This window comes from Granulicella pectinivorans, assembly GCF_900114625.1.
In the GTDB taxonomy this organism is placed as follows: domain Bacteria; phylum Acidobacteriota; class Terriglobia; order Terriglobales; family Acidobacteriaceae; genus Edaphobacter; species Edaphobacter pectinivorans.
Genome location: NZ_FOZL01000001.1, coordinates 1,855,051 through 1,877,228, shown reverse-complemented (window position 1 = coordinate 1,877,228; position 22,178 = coordinate 1,855,051). Strand labels below are relative to the sequence as shown.

The following is a 22,178-nucleotide window of genomic DNA, read 5'->3' as shown; positions in this document are numbered from 1 at the left end:
AAGAGGGTACAGGGGGAAACGATACACGGAAGGACGTCCGGATGAAAGCGTGCCGTATTCTGGGGGTCCATGACCACGATTGGGAACAGGATTGTGCAGGGCGAGAATCTTTCGGTGCTGGTGGGGCTCGAGGACGCGTCGGCGGAACTGATCTACGTCGATCCGCCGTTTAACACGGGGCGGCAGCAGATGCGGAAGTCGATGAAGGTGATTACGGATGCGGACGGGGATCGCACCGGGTTTGGCGGGAGGCGGTTCAAGACGGTCGCGGGCGAGCGGCTGGCGGGCTATGCGGATACGTTCGACGACTACCTGGGGTTTCTACGGCCGCGGATGGTGGAGGCGCACCGGATTCTGACGAAGACGGGGTCGCTGTTCTTCCATATCGACTATCGCGAGGTGCATTACTGCAAGGTGATGCTGGATGGGATCTTCGGGCGGGAGTGTTTTCAGAACGAGATCATCTGGGCGTACGACTATGGGGCGCGGTCGAAGACGAAGTGGCCGGCGAAGCACGACACGATTCTCTGGTACACGAAGGACCCGAAGAAGTACACGTTCCACCTGGACGAGTGCGACCGCATTGAGTACATGGCTCCGAAGCTGGTGGGGGCGAAGAAGGCGGCGAAGGGGAAGCTGCCGACGGATGTGTGGTGGCATACGATCGTGTCTCCTACGGGCAAGGAGAAGACGGGGTATGCGACGCAGAAGCCTCTGGGGGTGCTGGAGAGGATTGTGCGGGTGCATTCCAGTCCGGGGGATCGGGTGCTGGATTTCTTTGCGGGGAGCGGGACGACGGGGGAGGCGGCGGGTAAGCTGGGGCGAAGCTTTTTGATGGTGGATGAGAGTAAGGACGCCGTGGCGGTAATGGGGAAGAGGCTGGAGAGGTTTGGGGCCGCGGTGGATGTGGTGAAGAAGCGGGTGGCTAAGGCAAAGGCAAGAACAACTGCGAAGGCAAAAGCAGATCCCTCGCGGGGATGACAAAAAAAGGCAACAGCAAGAACAGACAACAACACGAGCGAAATACGAGATTCAAACGGTTATCGCAGAGGGAGATTGTCCGCTCCGTTCGATGATCTGTGCCTGCATTTCGCTTCGCTCAGGACGAGAAATGTGTCATAAATAACTAGAAATAAAGCACATCATTTTCTGTAAGAGTATGCACGGCTACGAAGAATCAATGGCTTGCACGACTAATCTACACGGAATCTGTACAGAACCAGTCAAACGATGGAGGCGAATACGCCTTTGTTACCGAGAAAGAGGAGCTGAAACCCGGCCTGATTCTTTTCCGACGCGGCGACGTGGACCACCGGATGTGGTACTGCCGCATGAAGATGCCGAAGGCCGACCGCTACAAGACGGTTTCGCTCAAAACAACTGATAGAGAAGCGGCGCGGGAACGCGCCTTCGATCAAGACGCTGACGTGCGGTTCCGTATCCAGCATGACGTTCCTGTGTTCAATCGTCCCTTCCGTGACGTGGCTCGGGAGTATCTGCTGACGCAGGAAGCGCGGGCGAAGCGTGGAGAGATCAGCTCCGCTCGGCCCAAGAAACTCCGTGCCGTCATCGAGAGCACCCTAGATCGGTACGCGGCTTCCACGCAGATCCATCTTATCGGTGACGAACGCTGGGGCGGCTATCCGGCATGGCGGCGGGAGACCGGCGCAACGGCGTCCGGGAAGTTACCGCCGACGCAGTGCAATCCTTCGCGGACCATGAAGCAGAGCGCCGCACCAAGGTTTAACGAACCTTGGGCATCAGAGTACTGAAGCCAATTGAAATCAAACCTTCCGAAGAACGGGTAGTTCCTTTCATCAGCGACTCCACCATCCGCTTCGAGATGTCCATCTTCGGCGCGGTGATGAACTACGCGGTGAAGAAACGCTATGTCCCAGCAAGCCAGCGTTTCGACGAGCGCCCGAAGCTCAAGACTATGCGGCGTGACGAGTTCACGCTGGAGGAATATCGCAAGCTCCACACCGTAGGCCGAAAGTGGATGGGCGAGGCTGACAAGCCTTCGAGCGTCTGGTATCGGACTGTTACCTACAACATGATTTTGATCGCCTGCAATACCGGCATGGGGCGGCGGAGATGAAGAATCTCCGCTGGCGCGACATCATGCCTGCAAAAGACCGGGAGGGCCGCGAGATTGTTGTCTTGTTCGTGCAAGGCAAGGGCAAATCGCGCAAGCTGGTAGCTCCCAAGAGCGTCGGAGAATATTTAGAAGGCATCCGTGCGATTTCCAAAGCTACGGAAAAGGACGACCGCGTGTCTACCAACATCACAGGCAAGCCTGCAAAAACTCTTTGCAGCAGCCTGATTGCCGACTTACTGAACGAAGCAAATCTGCGCGAAGGCACGCAGGGTGTGCCACGCTCGACTTATTGCTTCCGGCACACGTATGCCACACTCCGCTTGCAGGAAGGCGTGGACGTGTATTTCCTTGCGAGCAGATGGTAACCTCCGTCCACATGATCGAAAGCCACTATGGACATGTGAACACCATCAAGCATGCCGATCGCGTGTTGCAGGGCATGGCTGGATGGGAACTGCCGCAGCCGGACGAGACCAAGCCAGGGCATCGAAGGCGGCGGAGACGCACGATAAAGGCAACCGAGGTCAGCGCCAGAGGCCGCGCTGACCGTGAACCTCCCGAAGCCGTCTTTAGCCGGAGCCGCTGGCGGAGACTGACGCAGGGAGGTAATAGTCCCCATGTCCGGCCCGGACTCTCCTCACTGAAATTTTTGATTTGCCGCTGCCCCGCCGGGGCGTTCTAGCGGCAAATCTCCGCGCACGAGCCGCCGCTGGCGGCTGTTGTTAGTGCAGCGTGAAATTGATTCGATCTATCGGTAATCCAGGCCGCTCAATCCAGGATGAAGTGGTGGGCGACATTGAGACATTCGATCCGCCGAAGCAAAGAGTCGCGGCACTGCCCCGACTTGCAACGGGCGGCGCGGATAGAGAGAAGGTCGAACTGGCGATTGATGTGGTACAGTCTCAGGTTCATAAAGCCTCCGAGGTGACCCAAAGGGGTCCCTGCTAGAGGCATCCGGAAGTTCAAGAAAGCCAAAACGCTGCTTCGCATCGGGAGAAGAAATGACACACCATCCCCGAAGATCCAATCTTCACCCTAGCGTCGAGCAGCGTGGTCCTCACCATGGCACCCGTCTCGAGTGCCATGGGACAGTCTGCCGGAGAGTAAAACATCGTCACTTCAGTATCTCTGAATGTTAACGCCCTAGACTATGATCCATGCTCACCTTCGCGCACACCCGATCGGATCGAGACCCTTCTACCTGGCAGCTCTTGGAAGAACATCTGCAAAGAGTTGGAGATCTAGCGAGTCGCTTCGCCCCTCCGGATCTGCAATCGCTCGCGCTCACCGCTGGGCGGTGGCATGATCTCGGAAAATATCAATCTGCGTTTCAGCTCTATCTAGGCTCTCAGCCCGAGGCCTCGAACGAGAGCAACCTGAAATTCTCTTCGGTACCTCATTCTGCGGCTGGTGCGGCACTGGCGCTCGAACGCTTCTCAGACACCGATGCGCGCGCTTTGCTGCTGGCGCTGGCAATCGAGGCGCATCATGGCGCTCTGAAATCTTCCCATGCGATCTTCGACGTAACCCGGCAGCGCGGTATGCCGCTGCTTGAGGCTGCGCGCCGGGGTGGTGTTCCCGCGGAGTTGGAGTTGGAGTTCCCAACCTCGCCGAGGACGCTCTCCGCACTTGCCGTGCGTATGCTCTTCTCCGCGCTGATCGACGCGGATCTTCTCGACACAGAGCGGTGGGATAGAGGGTACGAACGTGCCGCAAACGGCGATTCCTTGCCGGCGCTCCGAGATCTCGTCCGTGCCGCCTGCGAAGCGAGGATCGCAGACTCGGCGACGAGAGCAGGCAGCCCCGCCGAACACGCACTCGCCGACATGCGCCGGCAAGTCTACAAAGCCTGCGTTACAAACGCCGCTGCGCCCGTCGGAGCCTTTACGCTTACGGTCCCAACCGGCGGAGGCAAGACGCTGAGCGGGCTGGCCTTCGCGTTGCATCATGCCGTAGAGCATGGACTACGACGCGTCATTGTGGTGGCTCCCTATACCTCCATCCTCGAGCAGACGGCAAAGGTCTATCGGCAGACGCTGGGTGAGCATAATGTCCTGGAGCACCACTCCAACCTCACGCCCACGCAGGATACGGACCGCAATCGCCAAGCCTCCGAGAACTGGGACGCACCGGTGATCGTCACAACCAACGTGCAGTTACTCGAGAGCCTTCACGCGGCGCATAAGAGACCGTGCCGCAAGCTGCATCGCATCGCTCAAAGCGTCGTCCTGCTTGACGAGGTGCAAACCTTTCCCGTCGGGCTGCTACAGCCGATCCATGCCGTGCTGAAGCGTCTGGTGGAGCAGTTTGGCACGACCGTGGTGCATATGACCGCGACCCAGCCCTTGCTGACCAGCGCAAAGAGCATTCTCAATCCTTCAGTCCAGATGTCGATGACGGAGATAGTCCCAGAGCCCGAACGGCACTTTGCCTCAGTCCGGAACCGCTTCACGATGGAGCGGCTCGGCGACCTGTGTGTTCCGCTGGCTCCGGAGGATCTCGCCGTTGCGGTCGGTATGCATCCGACCGCTCTCGTCATCACACACCGTCGGGAGGATGCGGCCGATCTGGCGGAGTTGTTAGGTCACGACTGTCTTCATCTTTCGGCTGCGATGTGTGCGGAGCATCGTACGGTGGTGCTTGATGAGGCGCGCCGCCGTCTTCTGCATGGCAAGCCCTGTCTGCTGGTGGCGACGCAGCTCATTGAGGCCGGCGTCGATATTGATTTTCCCGTTGTCTTCCGCGCGCTTGCGGGGCTGGAGACGTTGGCCCAAGCCGCAGGCCGCTGCAACCGGGAGCTTCGCTTGTCATCCCCAGGCCGCTTCCTGGTGTATCGAGCGGGTAAACGCACCGCGGAAGGTACGGTCGTTGACTCGCCACCACCACCGGGTTCGCCGAGACTGGGTCGCGATGTAGCGCTGACTTACTTTGAAGGCACCGATCCGGATCTGCAGGACCCGCACCTCTTCCCCGCGTACGCTCGTCGCGTCTTCAGGAAGCAGGAGACCGACTTGCATGGTCTTCTCAAGATGGAGGACGATCTCGACTTTCCTGCTGTCGCCGAGCACTTTCGCATGATCGATGAGGCGACGATCAGCGTGGTGGCTTCGTATGGCGAGGCTCACGGGCTGGTAGCGGAGATGCGCCGTTCCGGCCCGACGCGCGATGGATTTCGCACGCTTCAACGGTTCACGGTGGGGCTGCGCGAACGGCAGTTCGATGCAATCTTCGCCGCCGGCTGGCTTGAACCCGTATTCGAACCGGGCAGGGAGAGCACACGCTTCGAGACGCTGTGGACCCTCCGCGAGGGGGCGAGCAACGTGTACGATTCGCGCTTCGGTTTCTATGCCAAGGATGGCAAGGTAGCTTTGCGCCCCTTGATCGCCTAGCAAGTAAGGTTTCGCTACGGTACTGGACAGCGAACCTACTTTGCTACTCCTCCTACGCACCTCTGCCCCGTACAGTCCTCTCATTACGGAAAACAAGGAACGTATGCACTCCAGAGATTTTCATGTGCGCATCCACGGTTCGCTGGCATGCTTTTCGCGACCGGAGTTTTCGACCGAACGAGTCTCCTACGATCTGATTACGCCCTCTGCTGCGCGCGGGGTGATTGAGGCCGTGCTCTGGAAGCCGGCGATCCGCTGGCAGATTCTCAGCGTCGCCCTGCTCAGGACGGTGCGATGGTTGCCGTTCCGGCGCAACGAGGTCAACTCACGCGTCTCCACGCGCAACGCACTGTCTGCTTCAAACGGCGGCCCGGCGATGCCGGATTTCTACGCAGATGAAGACCGTGCGCAGCGCAATACACTCGCCCTGCGCGATGTCGACTACGGCGTGGTCGCGCGGTTCACGATGACTGCGAAGGCCGGGTCCGGTGACAATGTGCGCAAGTTCGAGGAGATGTTCGAGCGGCGCCTGGAGCGTGGGCAGCAGCACTTCCAGCCCTATCTTGGGTGTCGTGAGTTTCCGGCCTCGGTCGAGCCCTGGGACGGGAGTGGCATTCTGGAAGACGAGTCGCGCGATCTCGGCTGGATGCTCCACGACATCGACTTCGGCGCGATCCACGCCGGAACGATCGCGAACGAGGCCTACTTCTTCCCCGCGGCACTGCGCCACGGGGTGGTCACGGTTCCGGAGCGGCGCGCATGATTCTGCAATCGCTGCGCGAACTCGCCCTGCGCGAGGGCCTGGTCGACGATCCCGCCTTCGAGAGCAAACCGGTGCGCTGGGTCATCGAACTGCATCGCGATGGCCGTTTCCGCCAGCTCTACGACACAAACACACCGGAGACGCTGCCCGCCGGCAGCAAGAAGAGGCCGCGCTCGGAGGCCAAGTTGATGGTCATTCCTCGGCGGCAGGTTCGATCCTCGAGGGTCAAGGCGAACTTTCTCGTTGACAATGCCAAATATGTGCTTGGCCTTGACGCTACAGGAGCCTCAGACGATCCGAAGAATATCGAGCGTCACGCAGCCTACCGCCAGCTGCTGGAGCGCGCTGCAGGAACCGACGCGCCGCCCGAGCTTGCGTCACTGCTTGCGTTTCTTTCCAACGAGACCGAGCGTGCCAAGTGTACCGTCGCCCTCCTCGGCTATAAGGATTTCGCCGACAACGATCTCTTTACCTTCAGCGTTGAAGACGAAGAACTGCACGAGCTTGAGGCGTTGCGGTTGCACTGGAGCGAGAGCGTTGGTCCGGAGCAGGAAGATCCTGCGAAGATCCAGTGCCTGGTTTGCGGCGAGGCGCGTACGCCCGCCGCCATCCACAATCAAATCCAGATCCGAGGTGGCTCTACCAGCGGTGTTCCGATGGTTAGCTTTAACTCGGAGGCTTTCGAGAGCTACGGCTGGTCCGGCAACGCCAACGCCCCCGTATGTAGCGAGTGCATGACCGCCTATGTTGAGAGCCTGCGCCGACTCACCCGGCAGCGCTACATCAACCCGCGCACGGGCAACCTTGCGGGAGCGCTCAACACCGTGTTGAACGGCGACACTACAGCCGTCTACTGGGGGGACAACGATGATCCACTCATCGAAGGGCTCGCCTTGCTTCGCGACGAGCCGAAACGGGTCACCGAGTTGCTAAGCACGCCGCGCGAGGGAACAAAGCTCGCACTCTCGAATGCCGCGCGGTTCTATTGCCTCATCCTGACCGGGGTGCAGGGCCGGGCTATCGTACGGCGCATCCATACCGGCACGGTAGACGAGGTCGACCGCAACCTCCGCCTCTACTTCGCGGCCATCGATGTGGATCGTTTCGATCGTGATACGCCATTGCCACAGTTCCGTTTGTTGAAGTCGATGGTGCTGAACGGCGAGCTCGACCGCCTGCCTGCGGAGTTGGCGACCGAGCTATGGCTCGCCGCACTCTTCGCGCAACCGCTCTCGCGCAGCTTCCTGACTGGGGTGGTCACGCGCATTCGTGTCGAGCAGCAGGACCTCCGCAAAGGCCAGCGCAAGCTAAGCCCCGAGAGGGCCGCGCTGCTGCATTTTTACTTTGTCAGCAACGGCCTATCCGCATCGACCGGAGAAAAGATCACGCACACCGAGGAGACCATGAAAAAGGGACTTGACGTAGACAGCACGGAGAAGGCCTATGTCTTCGGCCGTGTGCTGGCCGTGTCGGAGCGTATGCAGGCGCTGGCGCAATCGCAGGGCCTCAACCGTACCGTGGTCGATCGCTTTTACAGTATGGCCTCGATACGGCCCGGTGTCGTGCTGACCGAATTGCTGAAGCTTTACCGCTACCACCTGGCCAAGGCAAAACGAGACATTCCGGGAATGGCCATTAAGACCGACCGTGAGTTTGGCAGGTTGTTGTCTCTTCTCAGTCCGGAAGAGTTGCAGGATGCACTGACTTTGGAAGAACAGGGTCGCTTCGGCCTGGGCTACTACCACCAAAGGCAAAGCTTCTTCCGCAAGGCCGACGGCGTCGCGCCCACTGATAACGCACCATCCACTGAAGAGGAGACCGCAGCATGAACCGCCCCGAGTTCACACAGGATACCGTCCTTGAGAAGCGCTACGAAATCGTTCTGCTGTTCGACGTGCGCCATGGCAATCCCAACGGCGACCCCGACGCCGATAACGCGCCACGGGTCGACCCCGAGACTGGTACAGGCCTCGTCACCGATGTGGCGATCAAACGCAAGATTCGCAACTATGTCGGATTGACACGCGAATTTGCAGCGCCGAACAATATCTTCGTCAAAGAACGCGGCATTCTCGCGAACGAGCAACGCGAGGCCTACAAGGCGTTGGGCGTGGAGCCGGACGGCAAGTCTGTCGACAAGGCCCGCGCCTGGATGTGCCAGAACTACTTCGACATTCGCACCTTCGGAGCGGTGATGACGACCGGCAAGGCGGAGGCAGAAGCCGATGCCGCCATCGGGGCCGGCAAGAAGGCGAAGGGGCAGACCCGTTTGTGGAACTGCGGACAGGTGCGCGGTCCTGTGCAGTTCGGTTTCGCAACCTCCATCGACCCCATCACCAGCATCGCCCACACCATCACGCGCGTTGCCCTCACCAACCCCGGCGATGCGGGTGGCGAAGCCGTGATCAACGAGGCCGGCGAGGAGAAGGCGTCCTCCGGACAGATGGGTCGGAAGCACGGCGTCGCCTATGGACTCTATCGCATGCACGGCTTCATCTCGCCCTTTCTTGCAACGCAGACCGGCTTCACCGAGAAGGATCTGGGCACACTGCTGGAAGCGTTGACCAACCTCTTCGATCATGACCGCTCCGCGACGCGCGGCGAGATGTCGGTGTGCGGTCTCTGGCTCTTTGAGCACAAGGACAAGCTGGGCAATGCCCCGGCCCACAAGGTTCTCGCGACGGTCGAACTACCAAGCGTCCCAAATGCCCGCAGCTTCGCCGAGTACCAAGCCAAGGGGATCACCGAGCCGGTAGAGGGTGCGGAGGCTCTGTCCGGCGTCACCGCCTGGCGCTATGTTTGAAGCCTCACCCATGACGGTGCTGCAGGAGCCCCTGCCTCTCAGTGGCTTGCAACATCTTGCCTTCTGCCCACGTCAGTGGGCGCTCATCCACCTGGAGCAGGCGTGGGCGGAGAACCGGTTGACCGCCGAAGGCCGCCTGCTGCACGAGCGTGCGGACCTTCCTGGACAGGTGCGCAGGCGTGATCTGCGCACCGTACGCGGTCTCGCGCTCGAAAGCCGCCGCTTGCGGCTGACCGGCCGGGCCGATGTCGTCGAGTTCCGTCCGGAGCCCTTTCCCGTAGAGTACAAACGCGGCAAGCGCAAGCCGACCGACTGCGACCTAGTACAGCTCTGCGCGCAGGCTCTTTGTCTTGAAGAGATGCTTGCCTGCGCCGTGCCGCGCGGTGCCATCTTTTATGGTGAGCCACGCCGGCGCATCGACGTGGACTTTACACCGGAGCTTCGCGCCCGGACCGAAACGTTAGCGGCTACGATGCACGGTCTCTATGACGCACGCATCACGCCGCCCGCACAACCAAGCAGGCACTGCCGCAGTTGCTCCCTGGTCGACGTATGCCTGCCGGAGTCCACAGCAACCACCGCTGTTGCCGCGCGCTGGCAGGCCGCCCAACTTCGCGCGTTGCGCCAAAGCGAGTAATCGATGCGCAAACTCCTCAATACGCTGCATGTCATGACACAGGGTGCCTATCTTCATCGAGACGGCGAAACCGTATCGGTCAGGGTGAATGCAGAGTACAAACTACGCATTCCTGTCCACACGTTAGAGGGCCTTGTCTGCTGGGGCCAAGTCTCCTGCTCTCCGCCCGTACTCGCGCTCTGCTGCGAACAAGGGGTGTGCATCACCTTCCTCACAGAGCAAGGGCGCTTTCTGGCGCGCGTCAACGGCCCGGTCAGCGGCAACGTCCTGCTCCGTCGCCAGCAGTATCGTATGTCCGACGGAGGCGAAGCGGCCCTCCCTCTGGTTCGGAGCATCGTCACCGCCAAGATTGCTAACAGCCGCACCGTGCTCATGCGCGCCGCGCGAGAGAGCGCCGACAGCGAGCGCCAACTCGCCCTGCGCGAAGCCGCAAGCCGCCTCTTGTGGATTGGACTCGATGCAAACCGTGCCGCTTCGATCGACGAGGCACGTGGTCATGAAGGGCTGGCCGGACAGATCTACTTCTCGACCTTCGACGCCATGATCGCCGGAGAGCCGGAGGCCTTTCACTTTGGCGGACGCTCCCGTCGCCCTCCGCTAGACCGTGTCAACGCTCTGCTTTCCTTCGTCTACGCCCTATTGCGCCACGATATCGAGTCTGCGCTTGAGTCCGTGGGTCTGGACCCAGCTGTCGGATTCCTGCACACCGACCGCCCCGGCCGGCCAAGCCTCGCGCTTGACATGATGGAAGAGCTGCGCAGTTCGCTGGCCGATCGCCTGGTACTGACGCTCATCAATCGTCGCCAGGTGCAGTCCGACGACTTCACTCTGCAGGATGGAGGGGGCGTGCTACTGGAAGAAGCCACGCGCAAGGCTGTCGTGGCCGCATGGCAGACACGCAAACAGGAGGAGATTGAGCACCCCTTCCTGAATGAACGCATCCCGCTTGGTCTCGTCCCCTACACGCAGGCCCTGCTCTTGGCCAGGCACATTCGCGGCGGCCTCGATGGCTACCCAGCCTTTCTCTGGAGGTAAGAAACGGTGCTCGTTTTAGTCAGCTATGATGTGAGCACACGGGACGAAGCTGGCCGCCGAAGGCTGCGACGCGTTGCCAGACTATGTGAGGATCGCGGGCAACGCGTGCAGAACTCAGTATTCGAATGCCTCGTCGATGCAGCCCAGTGGGTCACTTTCCGCGCCTCGCTAGTCAAGGAGGCGGACGCGCAACAGGATAGTCTGCGCTTTTACTTTCTTGGAAACGAATGGAAACGGCGCGTAGAACATGTAGGCGCCAAACCCTCGTATGACCCGCAAGGCCCCATGATTCTATGAAACCAAGGATCTTTGGTCACGGTTTGGTGATCATCCATTGCGACTTCGTGTGATGCGCGGACCACAAGCGAACACCCTCTGAGTGAGAGATCCGCGTTTGTACGAACTCATTTGAAGTCAGCACCTTTGCTTGTGGCAAGCATAAATTGATCCATGACGACCAAGCTTCTTGCCATCGATCCGCGAAAGCTGCATCCTAAGTACGCACGGCTGAATGAGTTAGAGAAGCCGACGTCGCTCCCCTCGTAGGAGCGTGGATTGAAACTCGCCGTGAATCTTCCGATCACACAGAACTACGAACGTCGCTCCCCTCGTAGGAGCGTGGATTGAAACTCATCAATTCAGTTGTATGTTTCAATCCGCGCCGGTCGCTCCCCTCGTAGGAGCGTGGATTGAAACTTCTTCGAGCATTTGCTGGAGCCAATCCTCGTGAGTCGCTCCCCTCGTAGGAGCGTGGATTGAAACCGAAAAAGAAAAAGACCGCGTCGGCGGCCTTCCGTCGCTCCCCTCGTAGGAGCGTGGATTGAAACGGTTCAGGCAGTTAATTAGGGCACTTAAAAAGTGTCGCTCCCCTCGTAGGAGCGTGGATTGAAACACTCATCGTGGCGATGGCCTGCCGGTTGCCCGTCGTCGCTCCCCTCGTAGGAGCGTGGATTGAAACCATGCAAATACGCCGTGAGATAAAAGGTGAAGAATGTCGCTCCCCTCGTAGGAGCGTGGATTGAAACATCGCATTCGGCTTGTGCTTCCTCTTTCGTAGCGTCGCTCCCCTCGTAGGAGCGTGGATTGAAACATGGAGTGCCTGATCGAGCGCAAAGACAGGCGCAAGTCGCTCCCCTCGTAGGAGCGTGGATTGAAACGCATCCAACCGCAACATTATTGTGTTTGCATGTTGTCGCTCCCCTCGTAGGAGCGTGGATTGAAACCGATTGTCTGGTCTGCCACTCCCGCAATCTTCACGTCGCTCCCCTCGTAGGAGCGTGGATTGAAACTCAACAGTTTACGATTGGGAGATAAAGGATGAATTGTCGCTCCCCTCGTAGGAGCGTGGATTGAAACATGAATTTGGGGGTCGCAGATTCTGTGCAGAGCGGTCGCTCCCCTCGTAGGAGCGTGGATTGAAACATGAAATCTCCTTAGAACACGATCCATCGTACATTGTCGCTCCCCTCGTAGGAGCGTGGATTGAAACTTGGGTTATCGGGAGCGCCTATGCAGTCGGGGATGTCGCTCCCCTCGTAGGAGCGTGGATTGAAACCCGCGTGCAAGGGACGCAAGTAAGTAATTCCCCGTCGCTCCCCTCGTAGGAGCGTGGATTGAAACGCGCTCAGTAAGGACGGCTTTCCGTGGCTAAGCTGTCGCTCCCCTCGTAGGAGCGTGGATTGAAACTTCGAACCCGCGTGACGGGCCATGAATGTTTTTCGTCGCTCCCCTCGTAGGAGCGTGGATTGAAACAGTTCGTGGTGTTTGAAGGATTTCGGGAGATACAGGTCGCTCCCCTCGTAGGAGCGTGGATTGAAACACCTCGCGCAGCGGAGACTCGCAGGATAGGCATGTCGCTCCCCTCGTAGGAGCGTGGATTGAAACACCTCCGAGCAGATGGACAAGGCCATTGCCGATGTCGCTCCCCTCGTAGGAGCGTGGATTGAAACAGGCTGAGGCGCGGGACAAGCAGTTAATGGAGATTGTCGCTCCCCTCGTAGGAGCGTGGATTGAAACCCGAGCATCCCGATGGTTGGCCAGCAGACATCGGTCGCTCCCCTCGTAGGAGCGTGGATTGAAACCCTTTGGCCGCGCCGAGAATCGCCGTTGCGGTCGGTCGCTCCCCTCGTAGGAGCGTGGATTGAAACGTCAACACCTGGAACGTATGCTGCGGGCACAGCGTCGCTCCCCTCGTAGGAGCGTGGATTGAAACAATCGCGTCACTGGAACCTACACTGCCCCCAATTGTCGCTCCCCTCGTAGGAGCGTGGATTGAAACTACGTGGCCCCGAACCACGACGCGAACAACAACGGTCGCTCCCCTCGTAGGAGCGTGGATTGAAACTGCCAGACATCTGAGTTGTCGGTGTGGCTCAGTTGGTCGTCGCTCCCCTCGTAGGAGCGTGGATTGAAACAGAGAGTCACGGCGGGCCTCACACCCGCCGCCTCGGTCGCTCCCCTCGTAGGAGCGTGGATTGAAACCTTCCTTGAAGTGAAGGCAGAGCCCAGAGGTCTTCGTCGCTCCCCTCGTAGGAGCGTGGATTGAAACAGTACGGGGAGAGGATGCTTCGGTTCCACCGGCCGTCGCTCCCCTCGTAGGAGCGTGGATTGAAACCACAACCCCAATGAGGTAACGATGCCCGCATATTGTCGCTCCCCTCGTAGGAGCGTGGATTGAAACACATGTGCGGCCATACTAAGGCCGTCGAACAGCAGTCGCTCCCCTCGTAGGAGCGTGGATTGAAACCAAAGTCCACAGGGACCGCTTGGGACACGCCCATGTCGCTCCCCTCGTAGGAGCGTGGATTGAAACGGTAACGCTCACAGGATTGTCTCCGAGCACTTTGGTCGCTCCCCTCGTAGGAGCGTGGATTGAAACCCAATGCTGCTCATCATCGCGGCGAAGCTCCGGTGGTCGCTCCCCTCGTAGGAGCGTGGATTGAAACAGCGGTTCGGTCCAATCAACCGTTGGAAACCAGGTCGCTCCCCTCGTAGGAGCGTGGATTGAAACTCGGTGATGCTCGATTTGCCGTAAATCAGAAGTTGTCGCTCCCCTCGTAGGAGCGTGGATTGAAACCTTGAATGCGTTGCGCTCATACCAAGCATCCTTAGTCGCTCCCCTCGTAGGAGCGTGGATTGAAACATCGTCCATCACGTCGCACATCGACCCGCAGAACACGTCGCTCCCCTCGTAGGAGCGTGGATTGAAACAGCTTCAACGCAGCCACCAAGCGCAAGTTCGTAGTCGCTCCCCTCGTAGGAGCGTGGATTGAAACCTGAATCGGAACCAGATCATGCAAAAGCGAAGGTCGTCGCTCCCCTCGTAGGAGCGTGGATTGAAACAACGCTCGGTCAAGCAGTGCGGGGTGGCGATCACGGTCGCTCCCCTCGTAGGAGCGTGGATTGAAACAAGCGGTACTCCCTCAACATCCGCATAGGCGGTAAAGTCGCTCCCCTCGTAGGAGCGTGGATTGAAACCTTTGATCGGCCTCCGGGCGGCGGTTAACGAAGGCGTCGCTCCCCTCGTAGGAGCGTGGATTGAAACCAGCTCATCACGACGGCCCCGGCAGACGACGACGTCGCTCCCCTCGTAGGAGCGTGGATTGAAACTTCCACAGCAAGGAAAAGGAACAGAAGAAGGACGCGTCGCTCCCCTCGTAGGAGCGTGGATTGAAACTCGTATATCACCGCAGGGAAAGGAGTTAAACCAGCGTCGCTCCCCTCGTAGGAGCGTGGATTGAAACACTCGGATTGCCGAGGAAGATCAGCATCTCAGGCTCGTCGCTCCCCTCGTAGGAGCGTGGATTGAAACATTCGGCGCATGGCCGAGCAGTACGGATTTGAGAGTCGCTCCCCTCGTAGGAGCGTGGATTGAAACATGGTCGTCGTGCAGACCCATGTGGATGGCGTGGCGTCGCTCCCCTCGTAGGAGCGTGGATTGAAACTTTTGAGGACGCGCGGGTTCGCCGTGCTGGCCGTGGTCGCTCCCCTCGTAGGAGCGTGGATTGAAACGACAGGAAAGACGGAATAGGAGCTACGTAACCAGTCGCTCCCCTCGTAGGAGCGTGGATTGAAACTGAAATTGGCTGTTGTGGGTTGGGCTGGGCACGGTCGCTCCCCTCGTAGGAGCGTGGATTGAAACGCACACGCGGCCATCATCGCGACGTGGCCCGAGCAGTCGCTCCCTCGTAGGAGCGTGGATTGAAACATCTGCACGGCGTGCGGCGTCAGCATGGCCTGGGTCGCTCCCCTCGTAGGAGCGTGGATTGAAACACGGTGGTGATCGTGACGTTGTTGTCACCCGACGCGTCGCTCCCCTCGTAGGAGCGTGGATTGAAACTAGAGTCTGGGTTGACGACGAACATGCAAGCCCTGTCGCTCCCCTCGTAGGAGCGTGGATTGAAACAGGTCAGCCTCAGCAATCGTTTTGCGGAGGCTTTCGTCGCTCCCCTCGCAGGAGCGTGGACGCTGTTCCTGGTCGAGCTAAACAAGGGTTCGGCGACGACGCAGTGTTCCAAAGCTAAACGGTTGTATACGCGCTCAGTTAGGCGTGTCCGAGCTGAGCGATGATGACCTTCAGTATCTCCGAGATTCGGGGGCGAAGCCGCGGTGAAGTTTTCCGAGATCGCAAATCGCTTGAGGGGTATCTCAACACCGTTCGGTGGAGCATCGTGGCAGCCCGCTGAGTTGGAGATCCGCTCCAACTGCGTGGTGAGTTCTTCGATCTGTTGTTCAACAGTCTTCGACCACGGTTTGTTGTTAACATCTGCATCTGTGAAAAGCGCACATTCATCTAAACCGAGCACGATGCAGACAATTGCAATGCGTTAGTGCCCAAATATCGCAATGACTGCGAATAGAACTGCCAGAACGAAGAATGTCGCGACAATCTTCGAGGCCCACCACATGCCGTTATCGACATTTTCGCGGAGCCGGGTTGTGTAACTCGCGGACCGCACGTAAGCGTTACTCGATGACGTTGGGTTGCTACCCCCGGAGTAGCGGGCGCGGACCTGAGCGCGATAACGCTCTTCTTCCTCGATGCGCGCCTTTTCCTGCGCCGAGAGTGTGGACGATGGGGATGTCTTGTTCGGTTGGTTCATGGCTGCGTTTCCTCCTTGAATATTCGTTGCACTCGCGACCCTCGACGGAGCTGGCTTGGATAGGGAGGAGCCGGAAGGCGATTTCGCAAGGTTCTGCAAATAAGAGATGGCTTCGGGAATTTCCTCGAAGGCAATCATGCTGAAGGCCGCCCAGACCATTGAGCCCAGGATGAGCCCCGCGAGCCACTTCGGCCCCAGTTGCGGATGCTGGAAGTACTGCGCTCCGAAGAGAGAGTAGGCCGCGCAGAGCGATACGCAGAGCGGACCGAGTGCAACAACTCTAACCAGAATGGAATTCATGGTGCCGATACCCCCTCGAACGATTGGATTTCATTGGAGTCTGGGATCCGGCGACGATACGGCTCATGGTCCCGCAATCCCCGTCCTGCACTGCGACGCCAGCGGCCTAAGGATGGGCGATCGGTCCATTGGGCCACACCCGCATGAGTATGCTGTCGTACTGCGCACGCGCGCCGGGAAGCGCACAGTATCCGTAGATACGTTTCGCGCCGAGGAGGGAATACTCCCTCGCCACCACGGAGTCCCACTCCTGCCTTTCCTGCGGTGTCCCCGTGCTGTGGATGCGGCTCTCCATCGTCTGAAGGGCAGTCAACTGATAGCCGCTCATGTCCCAATGGCAGACGGTTTCTCTCTCATAGACAAAAGCCGCATCGCGTGTAGCTGCCAGTTTTTCGGCTGGCGAGCTTGGAGCCGCGGGTACAACTGGAAGCGGCAGCGAATGGTCGTCGGCCAGAAAGCCGAGCGGCAGAGCGCTGGAGTCGATCACCGTGACCCGCGCTATCTTGCCCGGGAAGGTCACCGACGAGATGCCTCTTCCGCCAAAACCTGCGGCTCTGACGTCGGCTTTATTCTGTAGGTGAAAGTCGATGGAAAGCATCACGGTCCGGTGTAAGGCAGGATGGCTGTTGATGTACGTTCGTGCCGCATCGACGTCCATGGGAAGGGTGTCGAAGCCTGTCCGGTCATACAACACGGTGTAGGTCGGCATCATCACTTGAGGGCCACTCCAGGACCGAAGCACGCGGTCGGCCACTGGGCAACTCGCCAGACTGCGCGCCCGATTGAGACCAACCCCGATATTGCCACTCAGATTGACGGCGTGGTTTTGCTGGGCCGCTTCCTGATGGCGCTTGAAAAGACTGCCCAGGGAGACGGTCGTTTGACCGTTTGCGGAACCCTGATTGTCTCTTTTCGTGTCGAGAATGATCGGAAAGCTGCCTGTGCTTGTGTCGTACTCGCCCAACTTGAGCTGCTCCTCGAACATACCGGCCAACATGCGGCCCGACCCTCCGTAGAGCGAAAGCTCGACCGTATCGGGCAAAGCGCCGAGAATCTCGGCGGCGTGTGTCTGGTAATAGGAGGCCAGCGCCGGATAATCGAGTTCGTTATCCAGGGCTTTCTCGACGGCGGTGTTGTTGCAGTTGTTGAGCGCAATGAAGTAGCGGAGGAAGAACTTTTCCTGAAGAACCGCCGGATTCGCACGGAAGAGATAGAGATCGAGACGAACACCCGGGTCGGGAATCCGGTTGAGCGTCTCATTGGTGAGTGTGCCGTATTGCTGGGCGGGCATCGGCTGAACGAGGGAAAGGGCGAGAGACGCGAGAGCGGCGCTGACGAGCAGAAAGCGGCGATTTCCATTTGTAGGCATGAGAACTCCTTGATGGGATTTCTTCACCTGCTATTGCGTAAACGGAGGCGAAACCCCTTCACGGAATCTATTTTTGTTTGGCGCGCGCGACGGCGGTCATCTCGGTCCGGTAAACGGCGGCCTTCTCGGGCTCATGGAGTGCGTCGTAATCTTCCACCAGATCGGTTCGGGCGGCCTGGAGCCAGCTCGAGGCATGTCATCTTCATCGACACTCGCGCACCGCCCAATCCAGCGATGGGCGAGGTAGCCGTGACGGGAGGCAGAGCGTTCTTGTCCGCAAACACATCGGAATGCGATTGCCAGTTGGTCAAGTGGGTAATCTCCTGCGCACATGCAAGACCACCGATATTCATGGCCGTGATTATGAGGACAAATGCCCAAGCAGAACTGCACCCCATCCTCCAGGACGCACGACGGAAAAAAACTATTCGATTCATAGACACAAACACCTTTCCTGCGCGATGACTGCATGTCCAGCAGCGATAGACCAGAGCAAAGAGAGCAGACGCGCTATTTATCGCTGCAAACGATGACTTCGTTGTAGTTCTTCCAAAAGAGTTCGTCGTAGGGATGCGACACAAAAAACGTATGTTGATATCTGATCTGGATCTTGTCTTTATAGACCCGTTCCACATACCCCCACACCACCCCATCCGCATTGCATACGAGATCGCCCACCTCCTTGCGCTTCGCCAGCAGGGCGGCTTGCCTCGTCTCCTGGGCCGCCGTCTCTTGATTCACCTGAGCTAGATTCGCCAATCCTTTGAGTTTGGACTGCGCGACGGTGTTACCCTGGGCGGCAGCCTTGCGGTACCAGAACTCTGCCTTGCCATTGTCCTTTGGGACGCCCTCTCCGTCGACATACATCGCCCCGAGAGCGGTCTGCGCATCTGCATCGCCCTGGTCGGCAGCCTTGCGAAACCAGGAAGCGGCCTGGGCGTTGTCCTTGGGCACACCGATGCCCTCCCAATACATCCAGCCAAGCATGGACTGTGAATCTACATTGCCCTGCTCCGCCGCCTTGCGGAACCAATCGAACGCCTGCGAAGGGTCTTTTTGTACGCCTCTACCGTTGAAGTACATCTCCCCGAGCTTGGCCTGTCCGTCCTGATCGCCTTGGTCGGCTGCCCTGCGATACCACTTCATCGCCTCGGCATAGTTCTTCGCTACACCATCGCCCTCATAGTACAGATGCCCCACGTTGACCTGTGCACTCGCCAACCCCTGATCGGCAGCCTTTCGGTACCACGCCATTGACTTGACGTAATCCTTGGGTACGCCCTCACCGAGGCGGTAAAGAGTCGCCAGATTCGCCTCCGCGAGCGCAAAATCCTTCGCGGCAGCTCTTTCATAAGCGGCTCGTGCCTCTCCGAGACGTTTGGCCGCTTCAAGAGCCCTTCCCAATTCAAACTGGAGGCGCGCCACGCCGGGGTTGGCCGAAACGGCCGCTTCACAGGCCGGAACCGCGACCGCCGGATTGATCTGGTCGAAAGCCACTCCGGGAATGTCGTGAGGACGGGTAACATCGTCCGCACTTGCTGTTGCAAGATTGCACCTCCGAACCATGTCACTCTGCGCAAAAGCCGGCTGTAATCCGAGTGTCGTCCAGAAAACCAGAAGCAAAGACATTTTCACAGTAAACTCCCCTTGCCGTTGATATCTGCGGCACATAAGAACGATCGGAGACAACCCAAAAAGCAACCACACCGCTCACGTCCTTGTAAGTTTCAAACAAAGCCAGTTATTCGTTGGCATTCAGACATCCCCAACCGCGCTCTTATCGAACCAGACATCTCCGAGACCGATAATGTTCCCGCTATAGCGGCCGCTCTATTCCGATTGCAGAACAGGGCGGCCGTCGTGGTTGAGCACTCCATCACTTGGAGCGTGTGAACTCTCAAACGCAATTTCAGCGGCGATTTCCATTTGCAGGCATGGTAACTCCATAAAAGGGATTTCTTCACCTGCTATTGCGTAAACGGAGGCGAAACCCCTTCAAGGAATCTATTTCTGCTGGCCGCGTGCGACGGCGGTCATGTCGGCCCGGTAAACGGCGGCCTTCTCGGGCTCGTGGAGTGCGTCGTAATCTTCCACCAGATCGGTTCGGGCGGCCTGGAGCCAGCTGGAGGTTGGCTCGGCCTCTTTTGCCACCAGCTTGTATCCGGCTAGCGACTCGACTGCACCATCCTGGTAGCGCTTTTCGCGCACAAGCGCCCGGCCCAGTTTGATATGCGCGATGCCGACGTTCATCGGGTCGGCTGCGGACGCGCGCGCGTACCGTGCCAAGGCATCCCGGAAGTATTGCTCGGCCATGGGATAGTTCTTCACCTGCAAATAAGCAGTCCCGATGTTCGCGACCGCCAGGGCCGTCTCCCAGTGATCTCTTCCATAGACGGCTTCGTAGATCGATGCCGAACGTTTGAAATCGGCCTCGGCTGCGTCCGGGTCGTGCTCCAGATTCTCGACCACGCCAAGCTGATTCAGCACATGCGCGACTCTCATCTGGGGAGGACCGCCGGATCGGTCGAGCGAGGCAAGCGCCTGCTGCAGCAGTGTTTGGGCGTCTTTCAGCTTATTTTCCGCCTGCAGAGCCTGAGCCACATAGGTCACGGCATCCGCCGTCTGCGGATGGTCCGGGCCATACCACGCCCGCTTGATGTCGAGAGCCTGCCGGTAGGCGGTCTCCGCTTCCGCGAAATGCTCAAGGTTCAGGGAGATGTTCCCCAAGCTGATGAGATCCTCCGCGACCGCAGGATGCCGGTCGCCATGAAGTGCCCTATCGAGCTCCAAAGCCTGCCGGGTCAACTGCTCGGACTCAGCGTAATGGCCCAGGTAAAACTGAGCTCCCGCAAGCAGACCGACACTTTCCGATAGATCGCTCCTCAACGCCGGGCTGCGACTCTGAATCTGAATGGCATGTCGCACAGCAGAGATAGCCTCGTCCTGCCGTCCCAGCCGCTGCAGGATGTCTCCCAGCACCGTGAGCGCTCGCGCAATCGCAGGATCGTCAGCCGCCAGGCGACGCCGCTGCATGGCAAGCGCGAGGTTGATCGTCTGTTCCGCCTTTGGCAATTGATCCTGATGGTTGTACCACATGGCCAGATGCACGAGACCTTCGGCAACCTGGGGACTATCCGCGCCAAAGATCGACTTGCGCCGTTCCAGCGAGGCATTCAGAAGCTCCTCAGCCGGAACGGACTTCCCCCATGACTCGTAGATGTCTCCAAGCGTCTGGTAGAGATCGACCTGAAATCGCGGCTCGCTGCCGAGCCCGTGTGCCTCCTTGACGCCACGGTCGATCAGCTCCGAAACATGCATCTGCTCCGGCGGACCGCCTTCAGAGTCGCCATTCCGCAGCATCTCCACCATGAACTTTTCAATCCGCTCCGACCGCGCGGCCTCGGCGACCGCCGCGTTCCGTGCTCTCGCAAGGCGCAGCGTGTAATACGCCACCAACGACACGATAGAGAAAACCACAACGGCTGACACGGCGATGGCACGGCGGTTGCGCCGCACGAACTTTCCCGCGCGATAACCGAAGCCATCCGGCCTCGCCTTCAACGGCCTGCCGGCAAGAAAGGAGTCGATATCGTCGATCATCGCTCCGACGGTCGCATAGCGCATCTCCGGATCCTTGTGCATCGCCTTCCGGCACAGAGCATCCAGGTCAGCCCATCGCGATTTGTCCGTCAGGGAGAAGTTCCCCGTCGTTCGAGCTGCGGCGGAGGGTTTGCGCGGTTCTACCTCAAGAATCTTTTGCTCTGCCTGCGGCGTGGAACACCCCGCAAGATCGAAGGGGTGCGCCCCCGCGAGCAGCTCATACAGAATCACCCCGAGCGAGTAGATGTCCGTCGCCGGAAGAGCGGGTGCGCCTTGCAATTGTTCCGGCGCGGCATAGGCGATGGTCATCAATCGCAGGCCCGGCTCAGTTCGGTCAGAAGGCGTGTCTTCGTCTTCCTGTTCCTTGCCGATGCCGAAATCGATCAGCTTGGGCGTTCCATCCGCCGCAACCAAAATGTTCGAGGGCTTCAGATCGCGATGGACCAGCATATGGCTATGCACATGCTGCACGCCTTCGCAGACGGATCGCATCAACCGTATCCGTTGCTCGATAGAGCACTGATGCTGGCGGCAATACTCGTCGATGGAAAGAGCCTTTGCGACAACGCCGTCATCTTCTGGAACCGCGCCGATAAACTCCATCGCAAACCACGGCGTCTCGTCCGCCAGCAGGTCGGAGTGGTAGAGATGAGCGATGTTGCGATGATTGAGACTGGCAAGCATCCGCTGCTCCCGCGCGAACCGCTTGCGACGAGCGGGCGACAGCCGGGCATCCAGGAGAATCTTGATGGCGACCAGCTTGCCGTTCTCTCTGTGGCGTGCAAGATAGACAATGCCCATGCCGCCCTCGCCAAGGAAATCCTTGAGGGCGTAGGGTCCAAACTCCATTGCCGCCAGGGACTCGCGAGCCGAACCAAGCATGGTCGCCGCGATCGCCGCGATACCGTCATCGACGATGGCATTCGCCTCGCTTTCGCTGGCTAGCATGGCCCGAACTTGCCGCATCAGGTCCTCGTCGCCGGAACATGACTCATGGATTGCGCCCTCGCGCTCGCCCTCCGGAAGATCGAGTGCTGCGAAGAAGGCTCGCTGGATTCTCTGCCACCGTTGACTGTCCATGG

The 22,178-nt window shown here is 59.2% G+C and carries 16 protein-coding genes and 1 CRISPR repeat array; of the genes, 11 read left to right on the top strand and 5 right to left on the bottom strand.

Annotated features, from left to right (window positions below; translation table 11 throughout):
- The first annotated feature begins 69 nt into the window (after nt 1-69).
- From BM400_RS07535 to BM400_RS22460, 4 genes are all read left to right on the top strand, one after another.
- Complete coding sequence (locus tag BM400_RS07535) at nt 70-981, top strand: DNA-methyltransferase (RefSeq protein ID WP_089838110.1); 912 nt, start codon at nt 70-72, stop codon at nt 979-981.
- A 350-nt stretch (nt 982-1,331) separates the two neighbouring features.
- Entirely contained in the window at nt 1,332-1,772 is a 441-nt protein-coding gene (locus BM400_RS07530) for a hypothetical protein (RefSeq protein WP_089838108.1), read from the top strand.
- Nucleotides 1,773-1,843: 71 nt separating this feature from the next.
- A complete protein-coding gene (locus BM400_RS07525) occupies nt 1,844-2,098 on the top strand; it encodes a hypothetical protein (RefSeq protein ID WP_175528918.1) in 255 nt (84 codons plus the stop codon).
- Nucleotides 2,095-2,463 carry a site-specific integrase gene (locus tag BM400_RS22460; RefSeq protein ID WP_245781739.1) on the top strand — a complete coding sequence of 123 codons (369 nt, stop codon included), beginning with the start codon at nt 2,095-2,097 and terminating at the stop codon, nt 2,461-2,463. The genes BM400_RS07525 and BM400_RS22460 overlap by 4 nt, the downstream gene beginning before the upstream one ends.
- A gap of 403 nt (nt 2,464-2,866) precedes the next feature.
- On the opposite strand, the gene BM400_RS21985 is transcribed toward BM400_RS22460, so the two are convergent.
- Complete coding sequence (locus tag BM400_RS21985) at nt 2,867-3,010, bottom strand: hypothetical protein (protein WP_175528917.1); 144 nt, start codon at nt 3,008-3,010, stop codon at nt 2,867-2,869.
- Between the two features lie 245 nt (nt 3,011-3,255).
- Between BM400_RS21985 and BM400_RS07510 the strand changes: the two genes are divergently transcribed.
- The 7 genes from BM400_RS07510 to cas2 all read left to right on the top strand — a co-directional run bounded on the left by BM400_RS07510 (nt 3,256) and on the right by cas2 (nt 11,022).
- A complete protein-coding gene (locus tag BM400_RS07510) occupies nt 3,256-5,487 on the top strand; it encodes a CRISPR-associated endonuclease Cas3'' (RefSeq protein ID WP_089838102.1) in 2,232 nt (743 codons plus the stop codon).
- Nucleotides 5,488-5,590: 103 nt separating this feature from the next.
- On the top strand, nt 5,591-6,250 hold the full coding sequence (cas5c, locus tag BM400_RS07505) for a type I-C CRISPR-associated protein Cas5c (protein ID WP_089838100.1): 660 nt from the start codon (nt 5,591-5,593) through the stop codon (nt 6,248-6,250).
- Nucleotides 6,247-8,079 carry a type I-C CRISPR-associated protein Cas8c/Csd1 gene (gene cas8c / locus BM400_RS07500; RefSeq protein WP_089838097.1) on the top strand — a complete coding sequence of 611 codons (1,833 nt, stop codon included), beginning with the start codon at nt 6,247-6,249 and terminating at the stop codon, nt 8,077-8,079. The genes cas5c and cas8c overlap by 4 nt, the downstream gene beginning before the upstream one ends.
- Nucleotides 8,076-9,053, top strand: coding sequence for a type I-C CRISPR-associated protein Cas7/Csd2 (gene cas7c, locus BM400_RS07495; RefSeq protein ID WP_089838095.1), 978 nt, complete (start codon nt 8,076-8,078; stop codon nt 9,051-9,053). The genes cas8c and cas7c overlap by 4 nt, the downstream gene beginning before the upstream one ends.
- A complete protein-coding gene (cas4, locus tag BM400_RS07490; protein ID WP_245781738.1) occupies nt 9,046-9,690 on the top strand; it encodes a CRISPR-associated protein Cas4 in 645 nt (214 codons plus the stop codon). Before cas7c ends, cas4 begins: the two co-directional genes overlap by 8 nt.
- Before the next feature lie 3 nt (nt 9,691-9,693).
- Complete coding sequence (cas1c, locus tag BM400_RS07485) at nt 9,694-10,725, top strand: type I-C CRISPR-associated endonuclease Cas1c (protein WP_175528916.1); 1,032 nt, start codon at nt 9,694-9,696, stop codon at nt 10,723-10,725.
- A gap of 6 nt (nt 10,726-10,731) precedes the next feature.
- A complete protein-coding gene (gene cas2, locus BM400_RS21980) occupies nt 10,732-11,022 on the top strand; it encodes a CRISPR-associated endonuclease Cas2 (protein ID WP_175528915.1) in 291 nt (96 codons plus the stop codon).
- A 233-nt stretch (nt 11,023-11,255) separates the two neighbouring features.
- Nucleotides 11,256-14,866: direct repeats of the CRISPR family, unit length 32 nt; unit sequence GTCGCTCCCCTCGTAGGAGCGTGGATTGAAAC.
- 685 nt (nt 14,867-15,551) lie between these two features.
- Here cas2 and BM400_RS07480 read toward each other — a convergent pair.
- From BM400_RS07480 to BM400_RS07465, 4 genes are all read right to left on the bottom strand, one after another.
- Nucleotides 15,552-16,127 (bottom strand): hypothetical protein, encoded by a 576-nt coding sequence (locus tag BM400_RS07480; RefSeq protein WP_089838090.1) that lies wholly within the window; start codon nt 16,125-16,127, stop codon nt 15,552-15,554.
- A 106-nt stretch (nt 16,128-16,233) separates the two neighbouring features.
- Complete coding sequence (locus BM400_RS07475) at nt 16,234-17,496, bottom strand: hypothetical protein (RefSeq protein WP_089838087.1); 1,263 nt, start codon at nt 17,494-17,496, stop codon at nt 16,234-16,236.
- A gap of 510 nt (nt 17,497-18,006) precedes the next feature.
- Nucleotides 18,007-19,167 carry a tetratricopeptide repeat protein gene (locus BM400_RS07470; protein WP_175528914.1) on the bottom strand — a complete coding sequence of 387 codons (1,161 nt, stop codon included), beginning with the start codon at nt 19,165-19,167 and terminating at the stop codon, nt 18,007-18,009.
- Nucleotides 19,168-19,500: 333 nt separating this feature from the next.
- The gene (locus tag BM400_RS07465; RefSeq protein WP_089838084.1) at nt 19,501-22,176 is read right to left on the bottom strand and encodes a serine/threonine-protein kinase; all 2,676 of its coding nucleotides are present in this window, start codon (nt 22,174-22,176) and stop codon (nt 19,501-19,503) included.
- Nucleotides 22,177-22,178 lie beyond the last annotated feature (2 nt).

Excerpts from the sequence above, each read along its gene's own strand:
- cas7c (WP_089838095.1), top strand. The coding sequence starts at position 8,076 with ATGAACCGCCCCGAGTTCACACAGGATACCGTCCTTGAGAAGCGCTAC.
- BM400_RS07535 (WP_089838110.1), top strand. The coding sequence starts at position 70 with ATGACCACGATTGGGAACAGGATTGTGCAGGGCGAGAATCTTTCGGTG.
- cas8c (WP_089838097.1), top strand. The coding sequence starts at position 6,247 with ATGATTCTGCAATCGCTGCGCGAACTCGCCCTGCGCGAGGGCCTGGTC.
- BM400_RS07470 (WP_175528914.1), bottom strand. The coding sequence starts at position 19,167 with ATGTGCCGCAGATATCAACGGCAAGGGGAGTTTACTGTGAAAATGTCT.
- BM400_RS07475 (WP_089838087.1), bottom strand. The coding sequence starts at position 17,496 with ATGCCTACAAATGGAAATCGCCGCTTTCTGCTCGTCAGCGCCGCTCTC.
- BM400_RS22460 (WP_245781739.1), top strand. The coding sequence starts at position 2,095 with ATGAAGAATCTCCGCTGGCGCGACATCATGCCTGCAAAAGACCGGGAG.
- BM400_RS21985 (WP_175528917.1), bottom strand. The coding sequence starts at position 3,010 with ATGAACCTGAGACTGTACCACATCAATCGCCAGTTCGACCTTCTCTCT.
- cas5c (WP_089838100.1), top strand. The coding sequence starts at position 5,591 with ATGCACTCCAGAGATTTTCATGTGCGCATCCACGGTTCGCTGGCATGC.
- cas4 (WP_245781738.1), top strand. The coding sequence starts at position 9,046 with ATGTTTGAAGCCTCACCCATGACGGTGCTGCAGGAGCCCCTGCCTCTC.
- BM400_RS07530 (WP_089838108.1), top strand. The coding sequence starts at position 1,332 with ATGAAGATGCCGAAGGCCGACCGCTACAAGACGGTTTCGCTCAAAACA.
- BM400_RS07480 (WP_089838090.1), bottom strand. The coding sequence starts at position 16,127 with ATGAATTCCATTCTGGTTAGAGTTGTTGCACTCGGTCCGCTCTGCGTA.
- BM400_RS07465 (WP_089838084.1), bottom strand. The coding sequence starts at position 22,176 with ATGGACAGTCAACGGTGGCAGAGAATCCAGCGAGCCTTCTTCGCAGCA.
- BM400_RS07525 (WP_175528918.1), top strand. The coding sequence starts at position 1,844 with ATGTCCATCTTCGGCGCGGTGATGAACTACGCGGTGAAGAAACGCTAT.
- BM400_RS07510 (WP_089838102.1), top strand. The coding sequence starts at position 3,256 with ATGCTCACCTTCGCGCACACCCGATCGGATCGAGACCCTTCTACCTGG.
- cas1c (WP_175528916.1), top strand. The coding sequence starts at position 9,694 with ATGCGCAAACTCCTCAATACGCTGCATGTCATGACACAGGGTGCCTAT.